Here is a 17,868-nt window from a genome sequence, read left to right as displayed (position 1 = left end):
CCCCGGAGCGGGCTCCCCGCACGGACACCCGTCCTCCCGTACGGCGGGGCCGCCGGACTCCTTCGCGGAATCCGGCGGCCCCGCCGTACGGCTTTCGGGGCTACTGGAGTTCCTGGACCTCGGCGGCGGTGCTCCGCTCGGCGGCGGTCATGAAGCGCAGCAGGGTGCGCAGCTCGTCGTCGCTGAAGTCGGCGAGGTCCTCCCGGGTGCGCGCGACCAGCCCGGCGTAGGCGGCGGAGGCGCGCTCCACGCCCTCCTTCGTGGGCTCGACGAGGACGCGGCGGCGGTCGCCGGGGTCGGGCACGCGCCGGACGCACCCCGCGGCGACGAGCCGGTCGATCATGCGGGTCGCGGCCCCGGTGGTGAGGTTCACGCGCTTGGCCAGGGCCCCCGGGGTCGCCGGGCCGTACAGGTCGAGCACGTGCAGGCACTGCACGTCGGTGTCGGTCACCCCGAGCCTGGCGGCGACCACGCTGTTGAGCTGCACGACCCGGATCGCCCAGCCCGGCACCGCGACCCGGGTGAGCTCGCCGAGCAGGCTCTCACGATCGTCGGCCATCGCGGATCTCCCTCAGTTCGCTGCATCACGCAGTAATTTGTCGATATATTAGCTGCGTCGCGCAGCTTCTTTCTTATGCAGCGATTTTACCGTGTCCCCTGCCCAGGAGAGCCGCATGTCCACGCACACCTCCTCCCGCGCGCCCGCCGACGCCGGACCCGTCCTCCTCACCGGGAAGACGGCCGGCGTCGTGCTGGCCGCGATCCTCATCGCCGCGTTCATGGAACTCCTCGACGCCACGATCGTCAGCGTGGCCGCCCCCGCGATAGCCGCCGACCTGGGCGCGGGCGAGGCCGCGATCCAGTGGATGCTCGCCGGCTACACCCTCGCGGTCGGCTCGGGCCTGATCACCGGGGGCCGGCTGGGCGACCAGTTCGGGCGGCGGCGGGTCTTCCTCCTGGGGCTGGGCGCGTTCATGCTCGCCTCGGCGGGATGCGGGCTGGCCCCGTCCAGCGGGGTCCTCGTCGGGATGCGCCTCGCCCAGGGACTGGCGGGCGGGCTGATGATCCCGCAGGTCTTCGGCGTGATCCGCGCGTCGTTCGCGCCCGAGGCCCGGGCGAGGGCGCTCGGGGCCTACGGCGCGGTGCTCGGGCTGGCCTCGGTCGCCGGGCCGCTGCTGGGCGGCGTCCTGGTCGAGACGGACCCGCTCGGCCTGGGCTGGCGGGCGATCTTCTGGGTCAACGTGCCGGTCGCGATCGCCGGGCTGGTCATCGCCGCCCGCTTCATGCCCGAGTCGCGCACGCCGTCGGGCGCGCGGCTGGACCTCACCGGCGCGGTGCTCGCCGCCTGCGCCGCCGTACTCCTCCTCCTGCCGCTGGTCCAGGGGCGCGACTGGGGCTGGCCGTGGTGGGGGTTCGCCGTCCTCGCCTGCGCGGTCCCCGTCGGGGCGCTGTTCCTGGTCACGCAGCGGCGGCTGGCCGCGCGGGGCGGGCAGCCCATCCTCGACCCGGCCCTGCTGCGCGTCCGCGCCTTCGCCGCCGGGCTGTCGGTCTGCCTGCTGTTCTTCGGCGCGCTCGGGGCCTTCTTCCTGCTGCTGTCGGTGTACCTCCAGCTCGGCACGGGCCGCGACGCGCTCGACACCGGCCTGCTGATCCTGCCGTACGCCGTGGGGTCGATCCTCACCTCCAGCGCCGGGGCCCGCTTCGCGAGCCGCGCGCTGCTCGTCAGCGGCTCCCTGATCCTCGCCGCGTCCCAGGTCGTCCTGCTCCTGCTGATCCGCGAGGGGACGCCGGGGTTCTGGGCGCTGGCCGTGCCGCTGTTCTTCGGCGGAGCCGGGCTGGGCCTGACCGCGCCGTCCCTGATCAACGTGGTCCTCGCCGGAGTCCCCGGCCGCCACGCGGGCACCGCGGGCGGCGTCCTCACCACGGTCACCCAGCTCGGCAACGCCCTCGGCGTCGCCGTCCTCGGCTCCGTCTTCTTCGCCCGCCTCGACGACGCCCCCGCGCCCCCGCCGTACGGCGACGCCCTGGCCGCGATCCTCCCCTGGCAGATCGCCTGCTACGTCGCCGCCGCCGCCCTGATGTTCCTCCTCCCGAAGACCGCCGCCTCCCACCCGTGATGCGGTACGGCGGGCCGCCGCGCCCCGGGGAGGAACGCGACGGCCCGCCGTACGAGACGAAGCGGGATCAGGCCAGCCCGAAGAGCGCCTTGATCGGGGCGATGGCGAAGTGGACCACGAACAGGAGGGAGACGAGCCAGAGAAGGGGGTGGATCTCCCGGGCCTTGCCCTGGAAGGTCTTGATGATCACGTATGAGATGAAGCCCGCGCCGATACCGGTCGCGATCGAGTAGCCGAAGGGCATCAGGACGATCGTGAGGAAGGCGGGGATCGCCACCGAGAAGTCGCTGAAGTCGATGTTCTTGATCGAGGTCATCATCAGGAAGCCCACGACGACCAGGGCGGGGGCCGCGGCCTCGTAGGGGACGATCTTGACCAGCGGGGCCACGAACATCGCCAGGAGGAACAGGACACCGGTCACGACGCTGGCCAGGCCGGTGCGAGCGCCCTCACCCACGCCCGCGGCGGACTCGATGTAGGTCGTGTTCGACGAGACCGAGCCCGCACCGCCGGCGGCCGCGCCGATGGAGTCCACGAGGAGGATCTCCCGGGTCCGGGGGAGGCTGCCGTCCTCGCGGACCAGGCCGGCCTGGCTGCCGACGCCGACGATCGTGCCCATGGTGTCGAAGAAGTCGGTCACCAGGAGGGTGAAGACGAGCAGGATCGCGGCGACCGCCGAGACCTTGCCGAACGCCCCGAACAGGTTGATGTCGCCGATCAGGCGCAGGTCGGGGATGCCGAAGAACTCGCTCAGCCGCGTGGGGAAGGCGGGCACGTTCAGGCCCCAGCCACCCGCGTTGGGCTTGCCGTCCACCATCGACGGGCCCGCCTTGACCAGCAGCTCGACGACGATGGCGAGGATCGTCGTGGCCACGATGCCGATGAGGATCGCGCCCTTGGTCTTGCGGGCCACGAGCACGCCGGTGAGGAGCAGGCCGACGACGAAGACGAGCAGCGGCCAGCTCTTCAGCTCACCGCCGATGCCCAGCCCGATCGGGGGCGAGGGGTTGCCGGTGGCGCGGACGAAACCGGCGTCCACGAAGCCGATCAGGGCGATGAACAGGCCGATGCCGACGCTGATCGCGGTCTTGAGCTGCGCCGGGATCGCGTTGAAGACCGCCACGCGGAAGCCGGTCAGCACCAGGATGGCGATGATCAGACCTTCCAGGACCACCAGGCCCATCGCGTCTTCCCAGGACATCGAGCTCGCGATGCCCAGGGCGACGAACGCGTTGAGGCCGAGCCCGGCGGCCATGGCGAACGGGACGCGGCCCACCAGCCCCATCAGGATGCTCAGAAGGCCGGCCACGAGCGCGGTGGCGGCGGCGATCGCCGGGATGTTCGGGGCGTTCCCGTCGCCGAGGAACTGCTTGTCGGCGTCCTGGGCGAACCCGAGGATCAGCGGGTTCAGGACGACGATGTAGGCCATCGTGAAGAACGTGGCCAGGCCGCCGCGGACCTCGCGGGAGAGCGTGGATCCACGTGCGGAGATCTCGAAGAAGCGGTCGAGCCACCCGTGAGGCGGTGTCGCCTCTTTGGCGACCATGGTCTCGTCCTTGGGGGTTTGCATTTCACTCACGGGCGAAGGGTGGCGGAGCCGACCTCACACCGGAAGGGTTCCGCGCCGATGGTGATTGTTCCGAGATCGAGTCGTTAGTCCGATCTACACCCACACCCCCGCGCCACCCCCTCGCGCCTCCACCCCCGCCGTGATCACGCGGTTTCCCGCGAAACCGCATGATCACCGCGGCCGGGGTGGGGCGCCGGGGCTCAGTGGCCGTGGTGCCCGTCGTGCCCGCCGCGCTCATGCCGTACGGCCTGAGCCCCCTGCGGGGCGTGGCCGCCGTGGCCCTCGTGCGAAGCGTGGTCGGCGTCCTGACGCGCGGAGTGGCCGCCGTGGTTCCCGTGCGCCATGTGGTCGCCGTGACCCTCGTGGCCCTCGTGACCTTCATGGCCCTCGTGACCGCCGTGACCACCATGGCCACTGTGGTCGCCGTGGTCGCCGTGACCGCCGTGGTACTCGTGGACGACGGCGTGGCCCTTGCCCCGGGCGATGAGGGCGCGGTTGACCGGGACCGTCACGATGAAGGCGATGAGGAAGGCGAGGGCGAGGGCGCCCCAGAAGAGGAAGTCGGTCAGGCCCGCGTCCATCGCGCCGGGGACCGCGAGCATGATGCCGTTGTCCACGATCTCCATGACCGTGATCGAGATCGTGTCGGCGGCCAGGGCGACGCCGATCGCGCGGCGGAACCCGACGCCGGCCTTCAGGACGGGGCGGATCGTGAGGGAGTACCCGAAGAGGAAGGCCAGCGCGACCGCGAGGACGATGGTCTGGAAATCGCCCCAGCCCAGCGCCGTGCCGATCACCATGCCGAGGATCTCGCCGATCGCGCAGCCGGTGAGGCAGTGAAGGGTGGCGCTGATCGCCTGCCTGGTGAGACTCATCGTTTCCTCCGTGCCGAGAACATCGGTGGACACCATATACCCCTACGGGGTACCCCACAACAGGCCTCGAACCCTTCTCCGGCACGCGGATATACGCTGGACGGGTGAAGCAGCCGCGCCGGCCCGACCCGCCTCCCATGCAGACCAAGGACATGCTGACGGTCCAGGTGGGCACCGCGATCTGGGCGATCGCCCTGGTCGTCCTGCTGATCGCCCAGCCGCCGGAGGGCCGCCACTGGTGGATCTGGACCTGCGTCGCGGGCGTCGTGGGCGGCTTCTTCGGCATGGCCTACATCTGGCGCCGCAACCGCCGCTCCCGCTGACGGCTTCCAGCCCCAAAGCCCACCAGCCCCCCGGCTTCGCCCTGATCACGCGGTTTCACGCCCGGCGCGCGAAACCGCGTGATCACCGCGTGGGGGTCAGACGTCGAGGTCGGATTCGGCCAGGAGGAGGGGGGCCGACTCGGGGGCGTGGAGGAGGGCGGCGACGGTGAGGCGGTCCTGCCAGCGGCCGGCCGCCCAGGCCAGACCCCGGGCGAGGCCGTCGAGGTCGGCGGCGTGGACGGTGCCTTCGAGGTAGCGCCAGCGCACCGGGACCCCGTTGACCAGGAGGTTCTCGTGGCGGGTCCACGTCTCGGGGGCGGTGGGGAGCAGGGCGCGCACCGCGGCGGGGACCTCGGTGACGACGCCCAGGGACGTGACCGGGCCCTCGGCGACCTCTCCGGCGAGGGGCAGGTCGAGCAGTTCCGCCAAGGTCTCCGCGAGGTCGAACGGCGCGAGCACGAGCGTCCGGTCCCCCAGCAGCGGCAGCAGGTCCGGGGCCTCCACCACCACCGCGTCCTCGGCCGGTGAGACCACGACCTCCGTCAGGTCGCCGCCGCGTACGCCCCGGATGCGCGCGGGCGGGGAGATCCGGTCGGCGGGGATCGCGGCCAGCGCCGTCCACAGGCCCTTGAGCTGCGCGCGCGTCACCGGCAGGCCGGGGTCGGCGAGGCGGTCGAGCAGTTCGTTCGGCCCGCCGGGCTCCGCGAGCAGCGCGCCCAGCGTCGTCCGGATCCCGATGGCCTCCAGGAACTCCAGGTCGTCCGCGATCTCCTCGACCACGCGCGCCTCGCCGTACAGCCCGGCGAGCAGCGGGTCGGCGTCGGGGAGCCGCAGGTCACAGGGGCAGGCGCCGTTGAGGACGGGGTGCTCGCGCAGCCACCAGCCGGTGTACGACGGCATCGTGCCCTCGGGCAGGCGCAGCGGCTCCAGCACGGCCTCGCGCAGCGGCGGGCGGGCGAGCAGCGGGAGCGCGCGGTCCCAGTCGCCGACGTACTCCAGGTCGCGGACGGCGGCGAACTCGTGCGCGACCGGGGGCACGTCCAGGTCGGGGAGCCGGTCGAGGACCTCCTCGATCCAGGCGTCCTCGTCGTCGAGCCCGTGGTCGCTCTCGTCCGCGTCCATGACCACCTCGGAGTCGCGGACGAGAGCGAAGTCCCCGAGCACGCCCACGGCCTCCAGCGGGCCCGGCCCGAACCGCTCCACGAGGTCCGCCGCGACCTCCCCGAACGGCGCGTCCGCCGCCACGACCTGGGCGAACGCCCCGCCGGGCAGCAGCAGCTCGTTCGCGGGGTACCACTCGCCGTCGGCCCCGGGCAGCGCGAGGTCGCCCAGCCAGGGCTCCTCCCCCGGCCGCAGCCCCGCCGCGTCCGCGAGCGACAGCACGGCCTCGGCGATCGCCTCCGGCTCGGCCTCCTCCAGCGACGCGGCCACGGCGGCCCTGGTCAGCGCGTCGTCGAGGACGGCCCGCGGCGTGGCCTCGGCCGCGCCGAGGCGTACCAGCAGCGGGTGCGCCGCCTCCGGGTGCACGATCCGCAGCCCCAGCGGGTCCAGCGCCGGGACCCGCTCGGTCATGATCAGCGTCCCGCGCGGCCCCCGCACGAGCCGCCCGTCCGAGAGCGGCACCGGGAGCGACCCCAGCGCCTCCGGGTCCGCCCCGGCCAGCGCCTCGTACAGCTCGCGCCACCAGGCGGGCTCCCGCCGCAGGTCGCCCAGCAGGTCCACCACGTCGGCCAGGTCCACCCGCTTCACCCCGAGCCGCCCCAGCGCGGCGTGGCGCGCGGGCCAGCCGTACGGCAGCAGCCCCGGCATGAACTCGGCGAGCAGCGTGATCAGCCCCGGAGTGCCGTCCACCACGACGGCCTTGCGCCCCGGCACCCGCCCCTCCAGGTCCGCCGTGGAGGGCACGGTGTCGAGGCCGAGGTCCAGGTCGAGCGCCAGGTCGGGCACGGAGGCGCCGCGCTCGCGCGAGCCGTACGGCGACGACGCGGCGGCGACGGGCAGCAGCGGCGCGTCGGGCAGCCGGGCCAGGACGGCCCGCCGGATCGCGGCGTCCAGTTCCCCCGCCCCCATCGGGCCGGGCACGAACGCGAGCAGCCTCGGCGTCGGCTCCATCCCGGAGAGCGTCTCGACGTACGCCTCGGCCGCCCGCTCCACCAGGAAGTCCGTGAGCGCGCCCGGCGCGACGTGCCGCCGGTCCGAGGCCAGCGGGAACGACGCGATCAGCAGCGCGGGCAGGTCCAGCCGCTCGTCGCTCGGGGTCGGCGCGTGCACCACCGGCGGGACGCCGCCCGGCAGCGTCTCCCCCTTGGCGGGGACGGCCCAGGTGACCCGCCAGTACGGCCGCGCCCGCTCCTCGCTGGGCCGGTCCGCCAGCAGCTCCGCCGGAATGTCGCCGCTCACCGAGTGAGTGCGCCAGGAGGCGGACACCTCGGCGGCGGTCAGCGCGCGGCGTTCCCCGTCCACCTCGATCTCGACCCGCTCCAGCGCGGGCAGCGCCAGCAGCAGCGCGGGCCCGGTCTCCTTCAGCAGCCGCGCGACCAGTTCCCGCGCGGCGTCGTCCCGCAGCGGCAGCCGCACCAGCGTCTCGAACCCGTCGGGCACCGCCATACCCGGCACGGGCCGTACCGAGCCGGCCGCGGCGCCGGCGGCGGAACCGACCTCGACGCCGACCTCGACGCCGGCCCCGGGACCGGACCCGGGGTCGGCTCCGGCGGCGGGCAGGGGGAACGGCAGCCGCAGCACGGGCACGGTGCCGCCCCTGCGGCCGAGCTCGTCGGCGAGCACCGGGATCCGCGAGGCCAGCACGAACGTCTCGGCGCGCGACCAGCGCACGCCCCCGGTCGAACGCGAGAAGACGCTCGGCTCGTCGCTCACGGCCGCGACCGCCGCGAAGCCCACGCCGAAGCGCCCCGCGGACTCCGGGGTCTCCCGCTTGGCCGAGGCCCGCAGCGTGGACAGCGCCTCGACCCCGTCCGCCGTCAGCGGGGCCCCGGTGTTGGCGGCCTCCAGCACGGATCCGGAGAGCGTGAACCGGACGACGGCGCGTTCCCCGGCGGCGAGCGCGGCGTCGGCGGCGTTCTGCGCCAGCTCGACGATCACCCGGTCGCGGTAGCCGCCGAGCGCGAAGTCCTCCTCGGCGTTGGCGTCCTCCCGGAACCGCGCGGGCGAGGCGGCCCATCCCGCGAGCACCCGCTCCCGCAGCCCGTCAGTCCCGAACGGATCACTCACCGGGGAACCCCCTAGACCAGGGGCGCCTGCACGCCCATCACCCAACCGGAGCAACGGGGAGAAGACGTTCTCCCCGAGGGGAGTCTTCCACGCCCCGGGACCCGATCTCGCGGCGCGTCACACCGATCTCGCGGTTCCGGTCACGGAGCGTGAGCGAAACCGCGAGATCGCGGGGGAAGGGGGGTCAGGAGTGGCCGAGCGGCTCGGCGTCGTCGTCGTGGACCGAGCCCATCAGGTCGTAGCCCAAGTCGTCGAGGATCGGCGGGGCCGCCTCCACGACGGGCTGGGGGACGACCGCCTCGGAGTGCGCGCCGCAGCCGTGGTCCACCGAGACGACGCGGCCGTCGTCGGGGGCGTATTCGTTGGCGCAGACGCCGAAGCCGTAACCCAGGGAGCCGCGCAGCGGCCAGTAGAAGCCGCAGGTGGAGCACTGGGCGGGCGCGGCGTGGGCGATCGGGGTGTGGGGCCCGGACTCGCCCGCGTGCCAGCGGCGGGCGGCGCGGTCCTTGCCCTCCTGGGACAGGACCCGGGCGCGGCCCAGGCCGTACTCCGAGATCATCTGCTGGTCGCCGTCGTCGCCGGCCGCCGTGAAGCCGGGGGTCAGCCGGTCGTCGTCGGCGGGCGCGGGCAGCAGGTCGCCCACGCCGAGGTCGCCGGGGCGCAGCCGCTCGCTCCACGGCACCCATTCGGGCGGCAGCAGCGCGTCGGCGCCCGGCAGCAGCACGCTCTCGCTGACCGTGACGTTCTTGGCCCGCGAGGCGCGCGCGACGGTGACCGCCCACCGCCAGCCGCGGTAGGCGCGGTCGAGGCAGGCGAAGTAGTGGGTGACGACGCGGTCGCCCTCGGCGGTCAGCCCGAGGTGTTCGCCCACCTCACCGGGGCGGGCGACGTCCTCGGCGGCGGCCCGGGCCAGGTCGATCGCCTCGGCGGAGGCCTTGTCCGGGGCGGCGGTGCGGGAACGTGTGGCGCTCACCCTTCAATTCTCACCCATCCGCGGCACCTAACGTGCCCATCTGTGAAGTCTCCGGGTGTCTCCGGTAAGACTTGACCTTATGGACGGCGAGCCGAGCGTGTGGGAACGGCTGCGGGGCGCGGGGCGTGCCGTGGCCAATGGCGCACGCGCGACCGGGCACGGGCTCGGGATGGCGGGCCGCTCCGCCGGGCGTGCCGGGCGGGCGGTGGGCCGCGCCGCGCGCCGGATCACCCACGCCGACGGCGCGGGACGCACCGGGCTCGCCCACCTGATCGAGCTGACCGCCGTGCAGAGCCTGGGCGACGCGCTGGTCACGGTCTCGCTGGCCGGGACGCTCCTGTTCGGGCTGCCGGTGGACGAGGCGCGCGGGCCCGTCGCGCTGTACCTCCTGCTCACCATGATCCCGTTCGCGATCGTGGCGCCCTTCGTCGGCCCGGCGCTGGACCGGCTGCGCTCGGGGCGGCGGTTCGTGATCGCGGGCACCCTGGTCGCGCGCGGCCTGCTCTGCTGGGGCATGGCCTCGGCCGTCCAGTACGAGGACGCGATCACGCTCTTCCCCGCCGCGTTCGGCGTGCTCGTGCTGTCCAAGGCGTACGGCGTGTCGCGGGCCGCCGTGATGCCGAGCCTGCTGCCCGCGGACATCGCGCTGGTCACCGCGAACTCCCGGGTGGCCCTGGCCTCGCTGGTCGCGGCCGGGGTCGGCGCGCCGGTGGCGGCGGGCCTGTCGGCGTGGATCGGGCCGGAGTGGACGCTGCGGCTGGCGATGGTGGTGTTCCTGGCCGGCGGCTTCTACGCCGTACGGCTGCCGCCCCACGTCGACTCGCCGGACGCGCCCGCGGTGGAGCCCCGCGGGTCCCGCAAGGGGAAGTGGCGCACGCTGCTGAACGTGGGGCCGGTGGTCGCCGAGTCGCTGCGGGCGAACGCCGCGATCCGGGTCTACTCCGGCTTCCTGGTCTTCTTCCTGATCTTCCTGGTGCGGGACAAGCACCTGCCGGGGCTGGACCAGCCGGTCACGCTGGGCGTGCTGGTCGCCGCCGCCGGGATGGGGGCGCTGCTGGGCACCGCGACGGGCGCGCTCATCCGCTCCCGGACGCCCCACGTGATCGTGCTGCTCACGCTGGGGCTGGCGGCGGTCGCGACCGGCGTGGCGGCCTGGTTCTTCGGGCTGTGGGCGGCGGTCGCGGTGGCGGTGGTGGCCGCGTTCGCGCAGGCGCTTGGGCAACTCGCCCTGGACGCCATCGTGCAGCACGAGATCGGCGAGGAGGTGCGCTCGTCCACGTTCGGCGTGTCCGAGGCGCTGCTTCAGATCGCGTGGGTGTTCGGCGGCCTGGTCGGGCTGGTGTTCTCGCTGTTCGCCGGGGGCACGGCGGGCCTGGCGACGCTCGCCTCCGTGCTCGGGCTCACCCTGCTGTGGCTCCTGGTCCAGCGCCGCCGCCGGGTCCGCGCGTCCCGCCCGGCCAAGCCGCGCGCCCGCCCGGGACCGGGGCTGGCCACGATGTACACGGACGCCGGGCCGCGCGATCCGGGCCCGAAGCCGGACCTGGAGGACGAGACGGACACGGTCACGAGCACGCTGCCGGACCCGGACGTCCCGCGTGACCCCGGTCCCGACGACGAGGACGACGACCGCCTGGACCCCGGCTCCGGCCCGCTGACCGCGCCCCGCCCGCTCGGCTGACCGGCGCGCCCGGGCACGCCGCGGGCCTCACGCCGTACGCCGCGGGGCTCACGCCGTACGCCGCGGGGCTCACGCCGTACGCCGCGGGGCTCACGCCGTACGCCACGGGGGGCGCGGGCGTGAGCCGTACGGGATCAGGCGTCGAGGTCGTCGGCCACCGCGCGCAGGACGGTCGCGATCTTCTTGGCCTCGCGGGGGTCGGGGTGCTTGCCCCGGCGGTAGATCTCGGAGATGCCGTCGAGCAGCTTGATCAGGTCCTCGGTGATGACGACCATCTCGTCCGGCTTCTTGCGCTTGCCCTTGGGCCGCGGCGGCTTGGTCAGTGTCGGAGGCTGCTCCAGCACGCGGACCGAGAGAGCCTGCTGCCCGCGGCGGCCCTCGGCCACCCCGAACTCGACCCGCTGGCCGGGCTTCAACGTCTGGACGCCACCGGGCAGCGCGGAGGAATGCACGAAGACCTCACCGCCGTCGTCACGGGTGAGGAAGCCGAAACCCTTGTCGGCGTCGTACCACTTGACCTTGCCACTCGGCACAGGGCTGACCTCTGTCTAACGGGAAGCGAGCACACTGACGGGCGCCCGGCGTCGGACGCTGACTAAAGGTTATTCCCCACTCGACAGAGGTTGACCATCGCGTAAGGCACCGATTGCGTAACTGTGCTGTGTTTACCGGCTCGCTTCGCTCGCCAGCCGAGGCGCTTAAAGTCCGGTGATCATACGAGATCGTTTCCGGAGCGCTCGTTCCTCGCACTCCGGAAACGGTCTTCCCTGATCACCGGCGCGCCTCGGCACCCCCCGCGTGGTCCTACCCGCCCACCTCGGCCGCGCCCCTGCCCACCTCGGCCGCATCCCTTCGCGCGACCGGTGACGGCCGCTCCCCGGGGCCCGGCGTGGCCTCGCCTGCCCGCCTTGACCGCCCCCTTCCCAGGAGTGGTCGCGGGCGCTCCCAGGGAGGTCCGCCTTGGCCCATCTCGGGGGCTCTCGTCCCTGGCGGGCCGGCCCTCGGTCTGGGCGCGCGATGTCCTCGGCGAGGGTCAGCGCGATGTCCTCGGCGGGGGTCAGCGCGATGTCCTCGGCGGGGGTCAGGGGGTGTACCAGGTGGCGAAGGTGGTGAGGTCGGGGAAGGTGAGGTCGGCGCCGTAGTCGCGGAGGGCGGATTCGGTGTAGGCGCCGGTGGCGACGCCTATGCTTCTGACGCCCGCGGCCCGGGCGGCGTCCACGTCGCCCAGGTGGTCTCCCACGTAGGTCACCGCGTTGTGCTCGATCAGGGCGCCGCCCTTGGCCTTGCCGAAGACCGAGCCGATGACGGCGTCCACGTCCAGGCCGAGGAAGGCGACGGTGGCCTCCGCGTCGCGGGGGTTCTTGCCGGTGACGACGATCACGCCCTGGCCCCGGCTCCGCACGGCGGCCACCGCCTCGTGGGCGCCGGGCATCGCGGTCGTCTCGGGGAGGGCGTGGTGCTCGTACAGCTCGCGGAAGCGGGCGGCCACCGCCGGGATCTCGGCGGCCGGGAACCAGTGGGCCAGTTCGTGCTCCAGCGGCGGGCCGAGGCGGGCCACGATCCGCGCCGTGTCCATCTCCACGCCGGTCTCACGGCTCAGCTCGGCGTAGCAGGCGGCGATGCCCGCTCTCGTGTCGGCCAGGGTCAGGTCGAGGTCGAAGCCCACGGTATCCACGAGATAAGGGTGCCAAAGCCGCGATTCCCCACGTAATTTGGAGTCGGGAGGCGCCCATGGCAGAGGACCGGCCCAAGACCGAGGCGAAGCGCCGCGCCACGCCCACCCGGAGCGCGGCGGCCCGCGTCGCGAACGGCGTCGCCACGGCGATCCTCATCGTCGCGAGGCTGGCGGCGGCGGTGCTCGTGGTGCACGTACTCTTCGTGGTGTTCTCCGCGAACCGGGCGAACCGCCTCGTCCAGGTCGTCGGCGACCTCGCGAACTCGATCTCGCTCGGCCTCGACGACCTGTTCGTGCTGACCGACGCGCGCATCGGGGTACTGGTCAACTTCGGGCTCGCCGCCCTGGTCTGGCTGGTCGCCGGGTCGATCCTGGCCGGTCTCGTACGGCGGCTCGCCCCGTCCCGCTGAACCCGCGCGCGGCCGGTCCCGAGGGCGCCGCGGGCCGGGGCCGTACGGTGCGGAAACGGGCACGAACACGAAACGCCGGGGGGTTCCCCCAGGCAGTGCGGAGCTTACCCGTGCTGTCCCATTAGGGTCGTGGGGGAGGAAAGGCAACACATGACGAGATCGACGCGCGAACGGATCGTGGACGAAGCCCTGCGGCTGTTCGCCGAACGCGGTTACGCCGCCACATCCGTGGCGGAGATCGAGGCTGCCTCGGGGCTGTCCCCGGGCGCCGGGGGGCTCTACCGTCACTTCAAGTCCAAGTACGACGTGCTGGCGGCGGCCATAAACGAGCACGCGGCGCGCACGCGCGAGCAGATCGCCGTGAGCCTGGCCGAGGTCGAGGCGGCCGAGTCGCTGCCGCTGGAGACCCGGCTGGCCATCCTGTGCAAGGTCGGCCTGGCCAAGGTCAAGGAGGAGCGGGAGCTGACCCGCGTCTTCTTCCGCGACCTCAGCCAGTTCCCCGAGCTGGTGCAGGCGGTCCGCGAGGGACTGCTCCAGCCGATGTACGACGCGATCACGACGTGGTTCCGGGTGCAGCCGGAGTTCGCCGGCGTGGACCAGGACTGGCCCGCCGTGGGTGCCGTCCTGGGCGGCGCGGTCGTGCACTACTGGATGTTCCTGGACACCGTGGACGAGCCGCCGGGCCAGGTGGACCGGGACCGCTTCGTCCAGTCCTGGGTACGGCTCGCGCTGGGCATGCTCAGCGAGACCCGCGAGACCAGCCCCGTCACCAGCGCCTGACCCGGCGGGAGCCGTTCCGTCAGCCCGCGGATCGCGTACGGCGGGGCGGGCGCGGGCGGGCCAGGCGCCACAGGAGGTAGGCCACGGCGACCAGGCAGCCGACCGCGAACATGGCCGGACCCGCGCGGGTGTACGCCAGGCGGAAGCCGTCGAGCCCGGCCGCGAGGCCGCCCCGGTTGACCCAGACGACCAGGACCCCCGCGGCGTAGATCCAGACCGGGGACATCAGGCCCGTCATCCGGTCGCGGAAGGTCCACCGCGTGGAGAACAGGATCGCGACGGCCGCCCCCGCCCACACGATCAGCGCCACCGGGAAGATCGCCAGGTTCGGCAGGGCCAGCGGCGCGCACACCGCCGCGGCCAGCAGGAGCGCGAGCGCGACCGCCTCCAGCCGGTTGCCCGCCAGCAGGGCCACGACTCCGGCCCCGCGCGGCGCCTTCTCGCGCCTGACGTACGGCGAGTCCGCGTCGTCCTCGGCCGGGACGTATTCGGGGATGCCGCCCGGCGGTTGCACGGGGCCCGGCTCGGCCTCGCGCTTCACCTTCGGGGGCGGCTGCGGGGGCGGCTTGTTCAGCAGGGCGTCGCGGGCGGCCTTGAGGGACTCGGCCACGCCGGGGGGCTGCGGGCCGAGCTGGGGTTTGCGGAAGACACCGGGCACGCCGGTGCCGGGCAGGCCCATGCCGGGCAGCCTCGGCCGCGCCCGCCCGTTCCGGTCGAGGCCGTTCCGCCCGTTCCGACCGTTCCGTCCCTGCTGCCCGCGCTGCGCGTTCCGCTCGTCCCGCTCGCCGCGTCCGTCGCGGGGCCGGCCGCCGGGGTTCCCGGCCGTGCCGTTCCTGGCCGCCCCGTCGCGCGCCGCGCCCGCGTCGCGCTTCCTGCCGGGTTTCCACAGACCGGAACCGCCGGGCCGGGCCGCGCGCCGGCCTCCCGCCCCGCCCGTGCCCGTCCCGCCCGTGCCCGTCCCGCCCATACCCGGGCCACCCGGACCCGGGCCACCCGGACCCGGGCCGTCGCGTGGCTCGCCCGTGGAGGCGGCGGGGCCTGGCGGGGGTTCGCGGATGGCCGGGAGGATCTCGGTCGGGGACTCCGACCTCGGGTCGATGAACTCGCTCTCCGGCGTCCGGGGGTCGCCCGCCCCCGCCCCGTGGGCCTCGGCGGCCAGCCGGTCGGCCTCGCGCGCGACCAGCGCCGCCGGGTCGCCGAACCGGGCGAGGACCTTGCGCACCACCGCCGGGTCGTCGCTGCCGTCACGCATCTCGTCGATGCGGAGGCGGAGCCGCCGCACGAAGTCCAGGCGCTCGTGGGGGCGCAGCATGCCGTGGGCCGCGTCGGCCACGCGGCTGACGTAGGCAAGCACGAGTTGGTCGGCCTGCTCGCTCATCCCGACAATCCTCCCGCAACAGCCCGCGCGTGTCACCGGTGGCCGGGGCGGACATGTCCCCCGCGGCTCGTAGGCTGGGGAGGATGAGCGGGGAGTTCACGAAGTGGCTGCGGAGCCGCGACGACGAGGCGTTGCGCGCCCTCCTCGCCGCGCGCCCCGAGCTGACCACCCCCGTCCCGCCGCACTTCGAGGCCCTGGCCACGCGCGCCGCCACCCCCTCCGCGACGAACCGCGCGGTGGACCGCCTGGACGCCTTCACCCTCGCCGTCCTGGAGGCCGTCACCGCCCTCCCTCCGCCCGTCACCCGCCTCCAGGTCGCCCGCGCGCTCGGCCTCGTGCCCCAGGACGCCCCCGCCCCGCCGTACGGCACGACGCCCGGCGGCGCGGCGCCGCACACCACGGACGCGGACACGGTTGCCGCGGCCGGCGACGGTCCCGGACCGGATGAGACCGACGGCGCCGACGACACGGACGCGGCCGGGGAAGGGCCCGGCGCGACGCGAGCGGCCGAGGCCGGCGCGCCGGCGGGCGGGGAGGCCGGGGACGCCGCGCCGAAGCGGCGCCGGGTGCCTCCGCGCGTGACCGAGGCGGTGCGGCGGCTGATGGAGATGGCGCTCGTGTACGGCGGGCGCGACACGCTGCGGCCGGCCGACGGGGTGCCCGCGGTGCTGGTGCACCCCGCAGGACTGGGCCCGCCGGTCGCCGTCCTGCTCGCGGGGCAGGAGCCGGAGCGGGTGGCCGGGCTCCGGGCCGACCTGGGCGAACTCCTCGGCGACGACCGCGATCCGGCCGAGATCCTCAGCGATCCGGCCGCCCTGGAGCGGCTGGCCGCGACCGCCGGGCCGGAGGCGGCGGCGGTGCTGGACCGGCTCGCCTGGGGCCCGCCGGTCGGGCGGGTGGAGCAGGCGCGGCGGCCGGTGCGGCTGGCCACCGCCTCCTCGCCGATCGAGCGGCTTCTCGCGCGCGGGCTGCTCGCGGCGGCCGACGACGTGACGGTGGTGCTGCCGCGCGAGGCCGGGCTGTGGCTGCGCGGCGGCCTGGTCCACCGCGACGCGCGGCCGGACCCGCCGAGGCTGGACGGGCCGAAGCGCGATCCCGAGCTGGGCGACCGCACGGCGGCCGGCCAGGCGTTCACGGCGGTGCGCGCGATCGAGGACCTGTGCGAGCTGTGGGGCGTGGACCCGCCCGGCGTGCTCCGCGCGGGCGGCCTCGGCGTGCGCGACCTGCGGCGTACGGCGACCGCGCTGGACGTGCCGGAGTGGGTCGCGGCGTTCCTCATCGAGCTGGCGTTCGAGGCCGGGCTGATCGCGTCCACCGGCTCGGCGGACGGCGAGTGGCTGCCCACCGACGGATACGACGGCTGGCGCGTGAAGTCCACCGAGGACCGCTGGGCGGCGCTCGCGGGCGCGTGGCTGCGCGGCGAGCGCGTCCCCGGCCTGGTCGGCGAGCGGGACAAGCGCGACCGCCCGATCAACGTGCTCCATCCCGACCTGCGCCGCGCCGCCGTGGCCGAGACGCGGCTCCAGACGCTGCGCGCCCTGGCGGCCGCCCCGCCCGGCGTGTCCGCCCGGCCGGCGACGGTGACCGAGCGTCTGGAGTGGGAGCGGCCGAGGCGGTACGGCCCGCGCCGGCTCCGGCTCGTGGAGTTCACGCTGCGCGAGGCCGAGCAGCTCGGCGTGACCGGCCTCGGCATCCTGTCCGCCCACGGCCGCGCCCTCATCGCCGACGACGGGGACCCCGCCGCCGTGCTCGCGCCGCTGCTGCCCGAGCCGGTGGACCACGTGCTGCTCCAGGCCGACCTGACGGCGGTCGCGCCCGGCCCGCTGACGACGGAGCTGGCGCGGCGGCTCGCGCTGGTGGCCGACGTGGAGTCCACCGGCGGCGCGACGGTCTACCGGTTCGGGGAGGCGTCCGTGCGCCGGGGGCTGGACGCCGGGTACGGCGCGGCGGAACTGCTCGACCTGCTCGGACGCCACTCGGCGACCCCGGTGCCGCAGCCCCTGGCGTACCTGGTCGAGGACGTGGCGCGCAAGCACGGGCGGCTGCGGGTGGGGACGGCCTCGTCGTACATCCGCACCGACGACCCGGGCCCGCTGGACGAGCTGATGGCCGACCGGCGGACGGTGCCGCTGCGGCTGCGGCGGCTGGCCCCGACCGTGGTCGCCTCGCGGGCGTCGCGGCAGACGCTGGTGGAGGCGCTGCGCGCGATGGGGTTCTCGCCGGTGGCCGAGTCGCTGGAGGGCGACGTCCTGATCAGCAGGCCGGACTCCCGCCGCACCGAGGGCCGCGCGTCCGCCCCGCCGCAGCCCGGCGCCTCGCAGACCCCGGCCACGCTCGCGGCGGCCGTACGCGCCATCCGGGCCGGTGACGAGGCGCGGCGCGAACTGCGGGGCCCGCGCGAGGCCCCCGAGGGCGGGCCGCCGCGCTCCCCCGCCGCCGCGACCCTCAGCGGGCTCCAGGCGGCGATCGCGCGGGGGTCGTCGCTGTGGATCGGCTACCTGGACCGCCAGGGGCGCGCGAGCAGCCGGATCATCGCGCCCGCGCGGGTGGAGGGCGGCTTCCTGACGGCGTACGACGAGACGCGCGCGGCCGTCCACCGCTTCGCGCTGCACCGCATCACCGGCATCGCCGAGGTGGACTCCCCGGACAGCGATGACTGACGGGTCGTTTTGCGACAAACGACGCATTTCGCATAATCTGCTTGATTGTCCAGAACTTAGGGGAGTTGGGCACTCCGGCATCCGGAGTGGCCCTGGCCGCCGTACCGTGACCTGACCAGAGGGTCTCCGCGCCGTCGACGACGGGCGGATCACGTACGGCGAGTTCCGCGGCGCGCGGCACTCCCCGTCGCACGCCCGGTT

General features: G+C 74.7%; 14 protein-coding genes. 6 read left to right on the top strand and 8 right to left on the bottom strand.

The features are described from left to right. Positions 1-100 precede the first annotated feature (100 nt). On the bottom strand, positions 101-559 hold the full coding sequence (locus tag D5H75_RS09940; protein WP_119926120.1) for a MarR family transcriptional regulator: 459 nt from the start codon (positions 557-559) through the stop codon (positions 101-103). Positions 560-674: 115 nt separating this feature from the next. On the opposite strand from D5H75_RS09940, the gene D5H75_RS09935 reads away from it, so the two are divergent. Beyond that, positions 675-2,117 (top strand): MFS transporter, encoded by a 1,443-nt coding sequence (locus D5H75_RS09935; RefSeq protein ID WP_119926119.1) that lies wholly within the window; start codon positions 675-677, stop codon positions 2,115-2,117. A 67-nt stretch (positions 2,118-2,184) separates the two neighbouring features. On the opposite strand, the gene D5H75_RS09930 is transcribed toward D5H75_RS09935, so the two are convergent. Together D5H75_RS09930 and D5H75_RS09925 are read right to left on the bottom strand one after the other, a co-directional pair. Then, positions 2,185-3,687, bottom strand: coding sequence for an NCS2 family permease (locus D5H75_RS09930; RefSeq protein WP_119926118.1), 1,503 nt, complete (start codon positions 3,685-3,687; stop codon positions 2,185-2,187). Between the two features lie 200 nt (positions 3,688-3,887). Further along, positions 3,888-4,562, bottom strand: coding sequence for a DUF4396 domain-containing protein (locus tag D5H75_RS09925; RefSeq protein ID WP_242454107.1), 675 nt, complete (start codon positions 4,560-4,562; stop codon positions 3,888-3,890). A 104-nt stretch (positions 4,563-4,666) separates the two neighbouring features. Between D5H75_RS09925 and D5H75_RS09920 the strand changes: the two genes are divergently transcribed. Next, positions 4,667-4,885, top strand: a complete 219-nt coding sequence (locus D5H75_RS09920) for a DUF2530 domain-containing protein (protein WP_119926116.1) — start codon at positions 4,667-4,669, stop codon at positions 4,883-4,885. A gap of 96 nt (positions 4,886-4,981) precedes the next feature. On the opposite strand, the gene D5H75_RS09915 is transcribed toward D5H75_RS09920, so the two are convergent. Beyond that, a complete protein-coding gene (locus tag D5H75_RS09915; RefSeq protein WP_119926115.1) occupies positions 4,982-8,113 on the bottom strand; it encodes a sacsin N-terminal ATP-binding-like domain-containing protein in 3,132 nt (1,043 codons plus the stop codon). A 184-nt stretch (positions 8,114-8,297) separates the two neighbouring features. Next, positions 8,298-9,086, bottom strand: a complete 789-nt coding sequence (locus D5H75_RS09910; protein ID WP_119926114.1) for a DUF3027 domain-containing protein — start codon at positions 9,084-9,086, stop codon at positions 8,298-8,300. A gap of 79 nt (positions 9,087-9,165) precedes the next feature. Here D5H75_RS09910 and D5H75_RS09905 point away from each other — a divergent pair, with 79 nt between their 5' ends. After that, positions 9,166-10,764, top strand: a complete 1,599-nt coding sequence (locus D5H75_RS09905; protein ID WP_119926113.1) for an MFS transporter — start codon at positions 9,166-9,168, stop codon at positions 10,762-10,764. Between the two features lie 134 nt (positions 10,765-10,898). Here the strand turns inward: D5H75_RS09905 and D5H75_RS09900 are convergent, their stop codons facing one another. After that, positions 10,899-11,297, bottom strand: a complete 399-nt coding sequence (locus D5H75_RS09900; RefSeq protein ID WP_119926112.1) for a cold-shock protein — start codon at positions 11,295-11,297, stop codon at positions 10,899-10,901. Positions 11,298-11,845: 548 nt separating this feature from the next. Continuing rightward, complete coding sequence (locus D5H75_RS09890) at positions 11,846-12,439, bottom strand: HAD family hydrolase (RefSeq protein ID WP_119926110.1); 594 nt, start codon at positions 12,437-12,439, stop codon at positions 11,846-11,848. A 56-nt stretch (positions 12,440-12,495) separates the two neighbouring features. Between D5H75_RS09890 and D5H75_RS09885 the strand changes: the two genes are divergently transcribed. Then, positions 12,496-12,849 carry a hypothetical protein gene (locus D5H75_RS09885; RefSeq protein ID WP_119926109.1) on the top strand — a complete coding sequence of 118 codons (354 nt, stop codon included), beginning with the start codon at positions 12,496-12,498 and terminating at the stop codon, positions 12,847-12,849. 150 nt (positions 12,850-12,999) lie between these two features. Continuing rightward, complete coding sequence (locus D5H75_RS09880) at positions 13,000-13,629, top strand: TetR/AcrR family transcriptional regulator (protein WP_119926108.1); 630 nt, start codon at positions 13,000-13,002, stop codon at positions 13,627-13,629. 19 nt (positions 13,630-13,648) lie between these two features. Here D5H75_RS09880 and D5H75_RS09875 read toward each other — a convergent pair whose 3' ends face one another. Further along, positions 13,649-15,007, bottom strand: a complete 1,359-nt coding sequence (locus D5H75_RS09875; RefSeq protein WP_119926107.1) for a GtrA domain-containing protein — start codon at positions 15,005-15,007, stop codon at positions 13,649-13,651. Positions 15,008-15,090: 83 nt separating this feature from the next. Between D5H75_RS09875 and D5H75_RS09865 the strand changes: the two genes are divergently transcribed. Beyond that, the gene (locus tag D5H75_RS09865) at positions 15,091-17,667 is read left to right on the top strand and encodes a helicase-associated domain-containing protein (RefSeq protein WP_202638011.1); all 2,577 of its coding nucleotides are present in this window, start codon (positions 15,091-15,093) and stop codon (positions 17,665-17,667) included. The last annotated feature ends 201 nt before the right edge of the window (positions 17,668-17,868 follow it).

This window comes from Bailinhaonella thermotolerans (assembly GCF_003594875.1).
Lineage (GTDB): Bacteria > Actinomycetota > Actinomycetes > Streptosporangiales > Streptosporangiaceae > Bailinhaonella > Bailinhaonella thermotolerans.
This window is presented reverse-complemented; position numbering and strand designations above follow the sequence as displayed.

What these genes read in the sequence shown, in the direction of transcription:
- D5H75_RS09940 (WP_119926120.1), bottom strand. Translation starts at nt 559, where the DNA reads ATGGCCGACGATCGTGAGAGCCTGCTCGGCGAGCTCACCCGGGTCGCG.
- D5H75_RS09935 (WP_119926119.1), top strand. Translation starts at nt 675, where the DNA reads ATGTCCACGCACACCTCCTCCCGCGCGCCCGCCGACGCCGGACCCGTC.
- D5H75_RS09930 (WP_119926118.1), bottom strand. Translation starts at nt 3,687, where the DNA reads ATGCAAACCCCCAAGGACGAGACCATGGTCGCCAAAGAGGCGACACCG.
- D5H75_RS09925 (WP_242454107.1), bottom strand. Translation starts at nt 4,562, where the DNA reads ATGAGTCTCACCAGGCAGGCGATCAGCGCCACCCTTCACTGCCTCACC.
- D5H75_RS09905 (WP_119926113.1), top strand. Translation starts at nt 9,166, where the DNA reads ATGGACGGCGAGCCGAGCGTGTGGGAACGGCTGCGGGGCGCGGGGCGT.
- D5H75_RS09885 (WP_119926109.1), top strand. Translation starts at nt 12,496, where the DNA reads ATGGCAGAGGACCGGCCCAAGACCGAGGCGAAGCGCCGCGCCACGCCC.
- D5H75_RS09880 (WP_119926108.1), top strand. Translation starts at nt 13,000, where the DNA reads ATGACGAGATCGACGCGCGAACGGATCGTGGACGAAGCCCTGCGGCTG.
- D5H75_RS09875 (WP_119926107.1), bottom strand. Translation starts at nt 15,007, where the DNA reads ATGAGCGAGCAGGCCGACCAACTCGTGCTTGCCTACGTCAGCCGCGTG.
- D5H75_RS09865 (WP_202638011.1), top strand. Translation starts at nt 15,091, where the DNA reads ATGAGCGGGGAGTTCACGAAGTGGCTGCGGAGCCGCGACGACGAGGCG.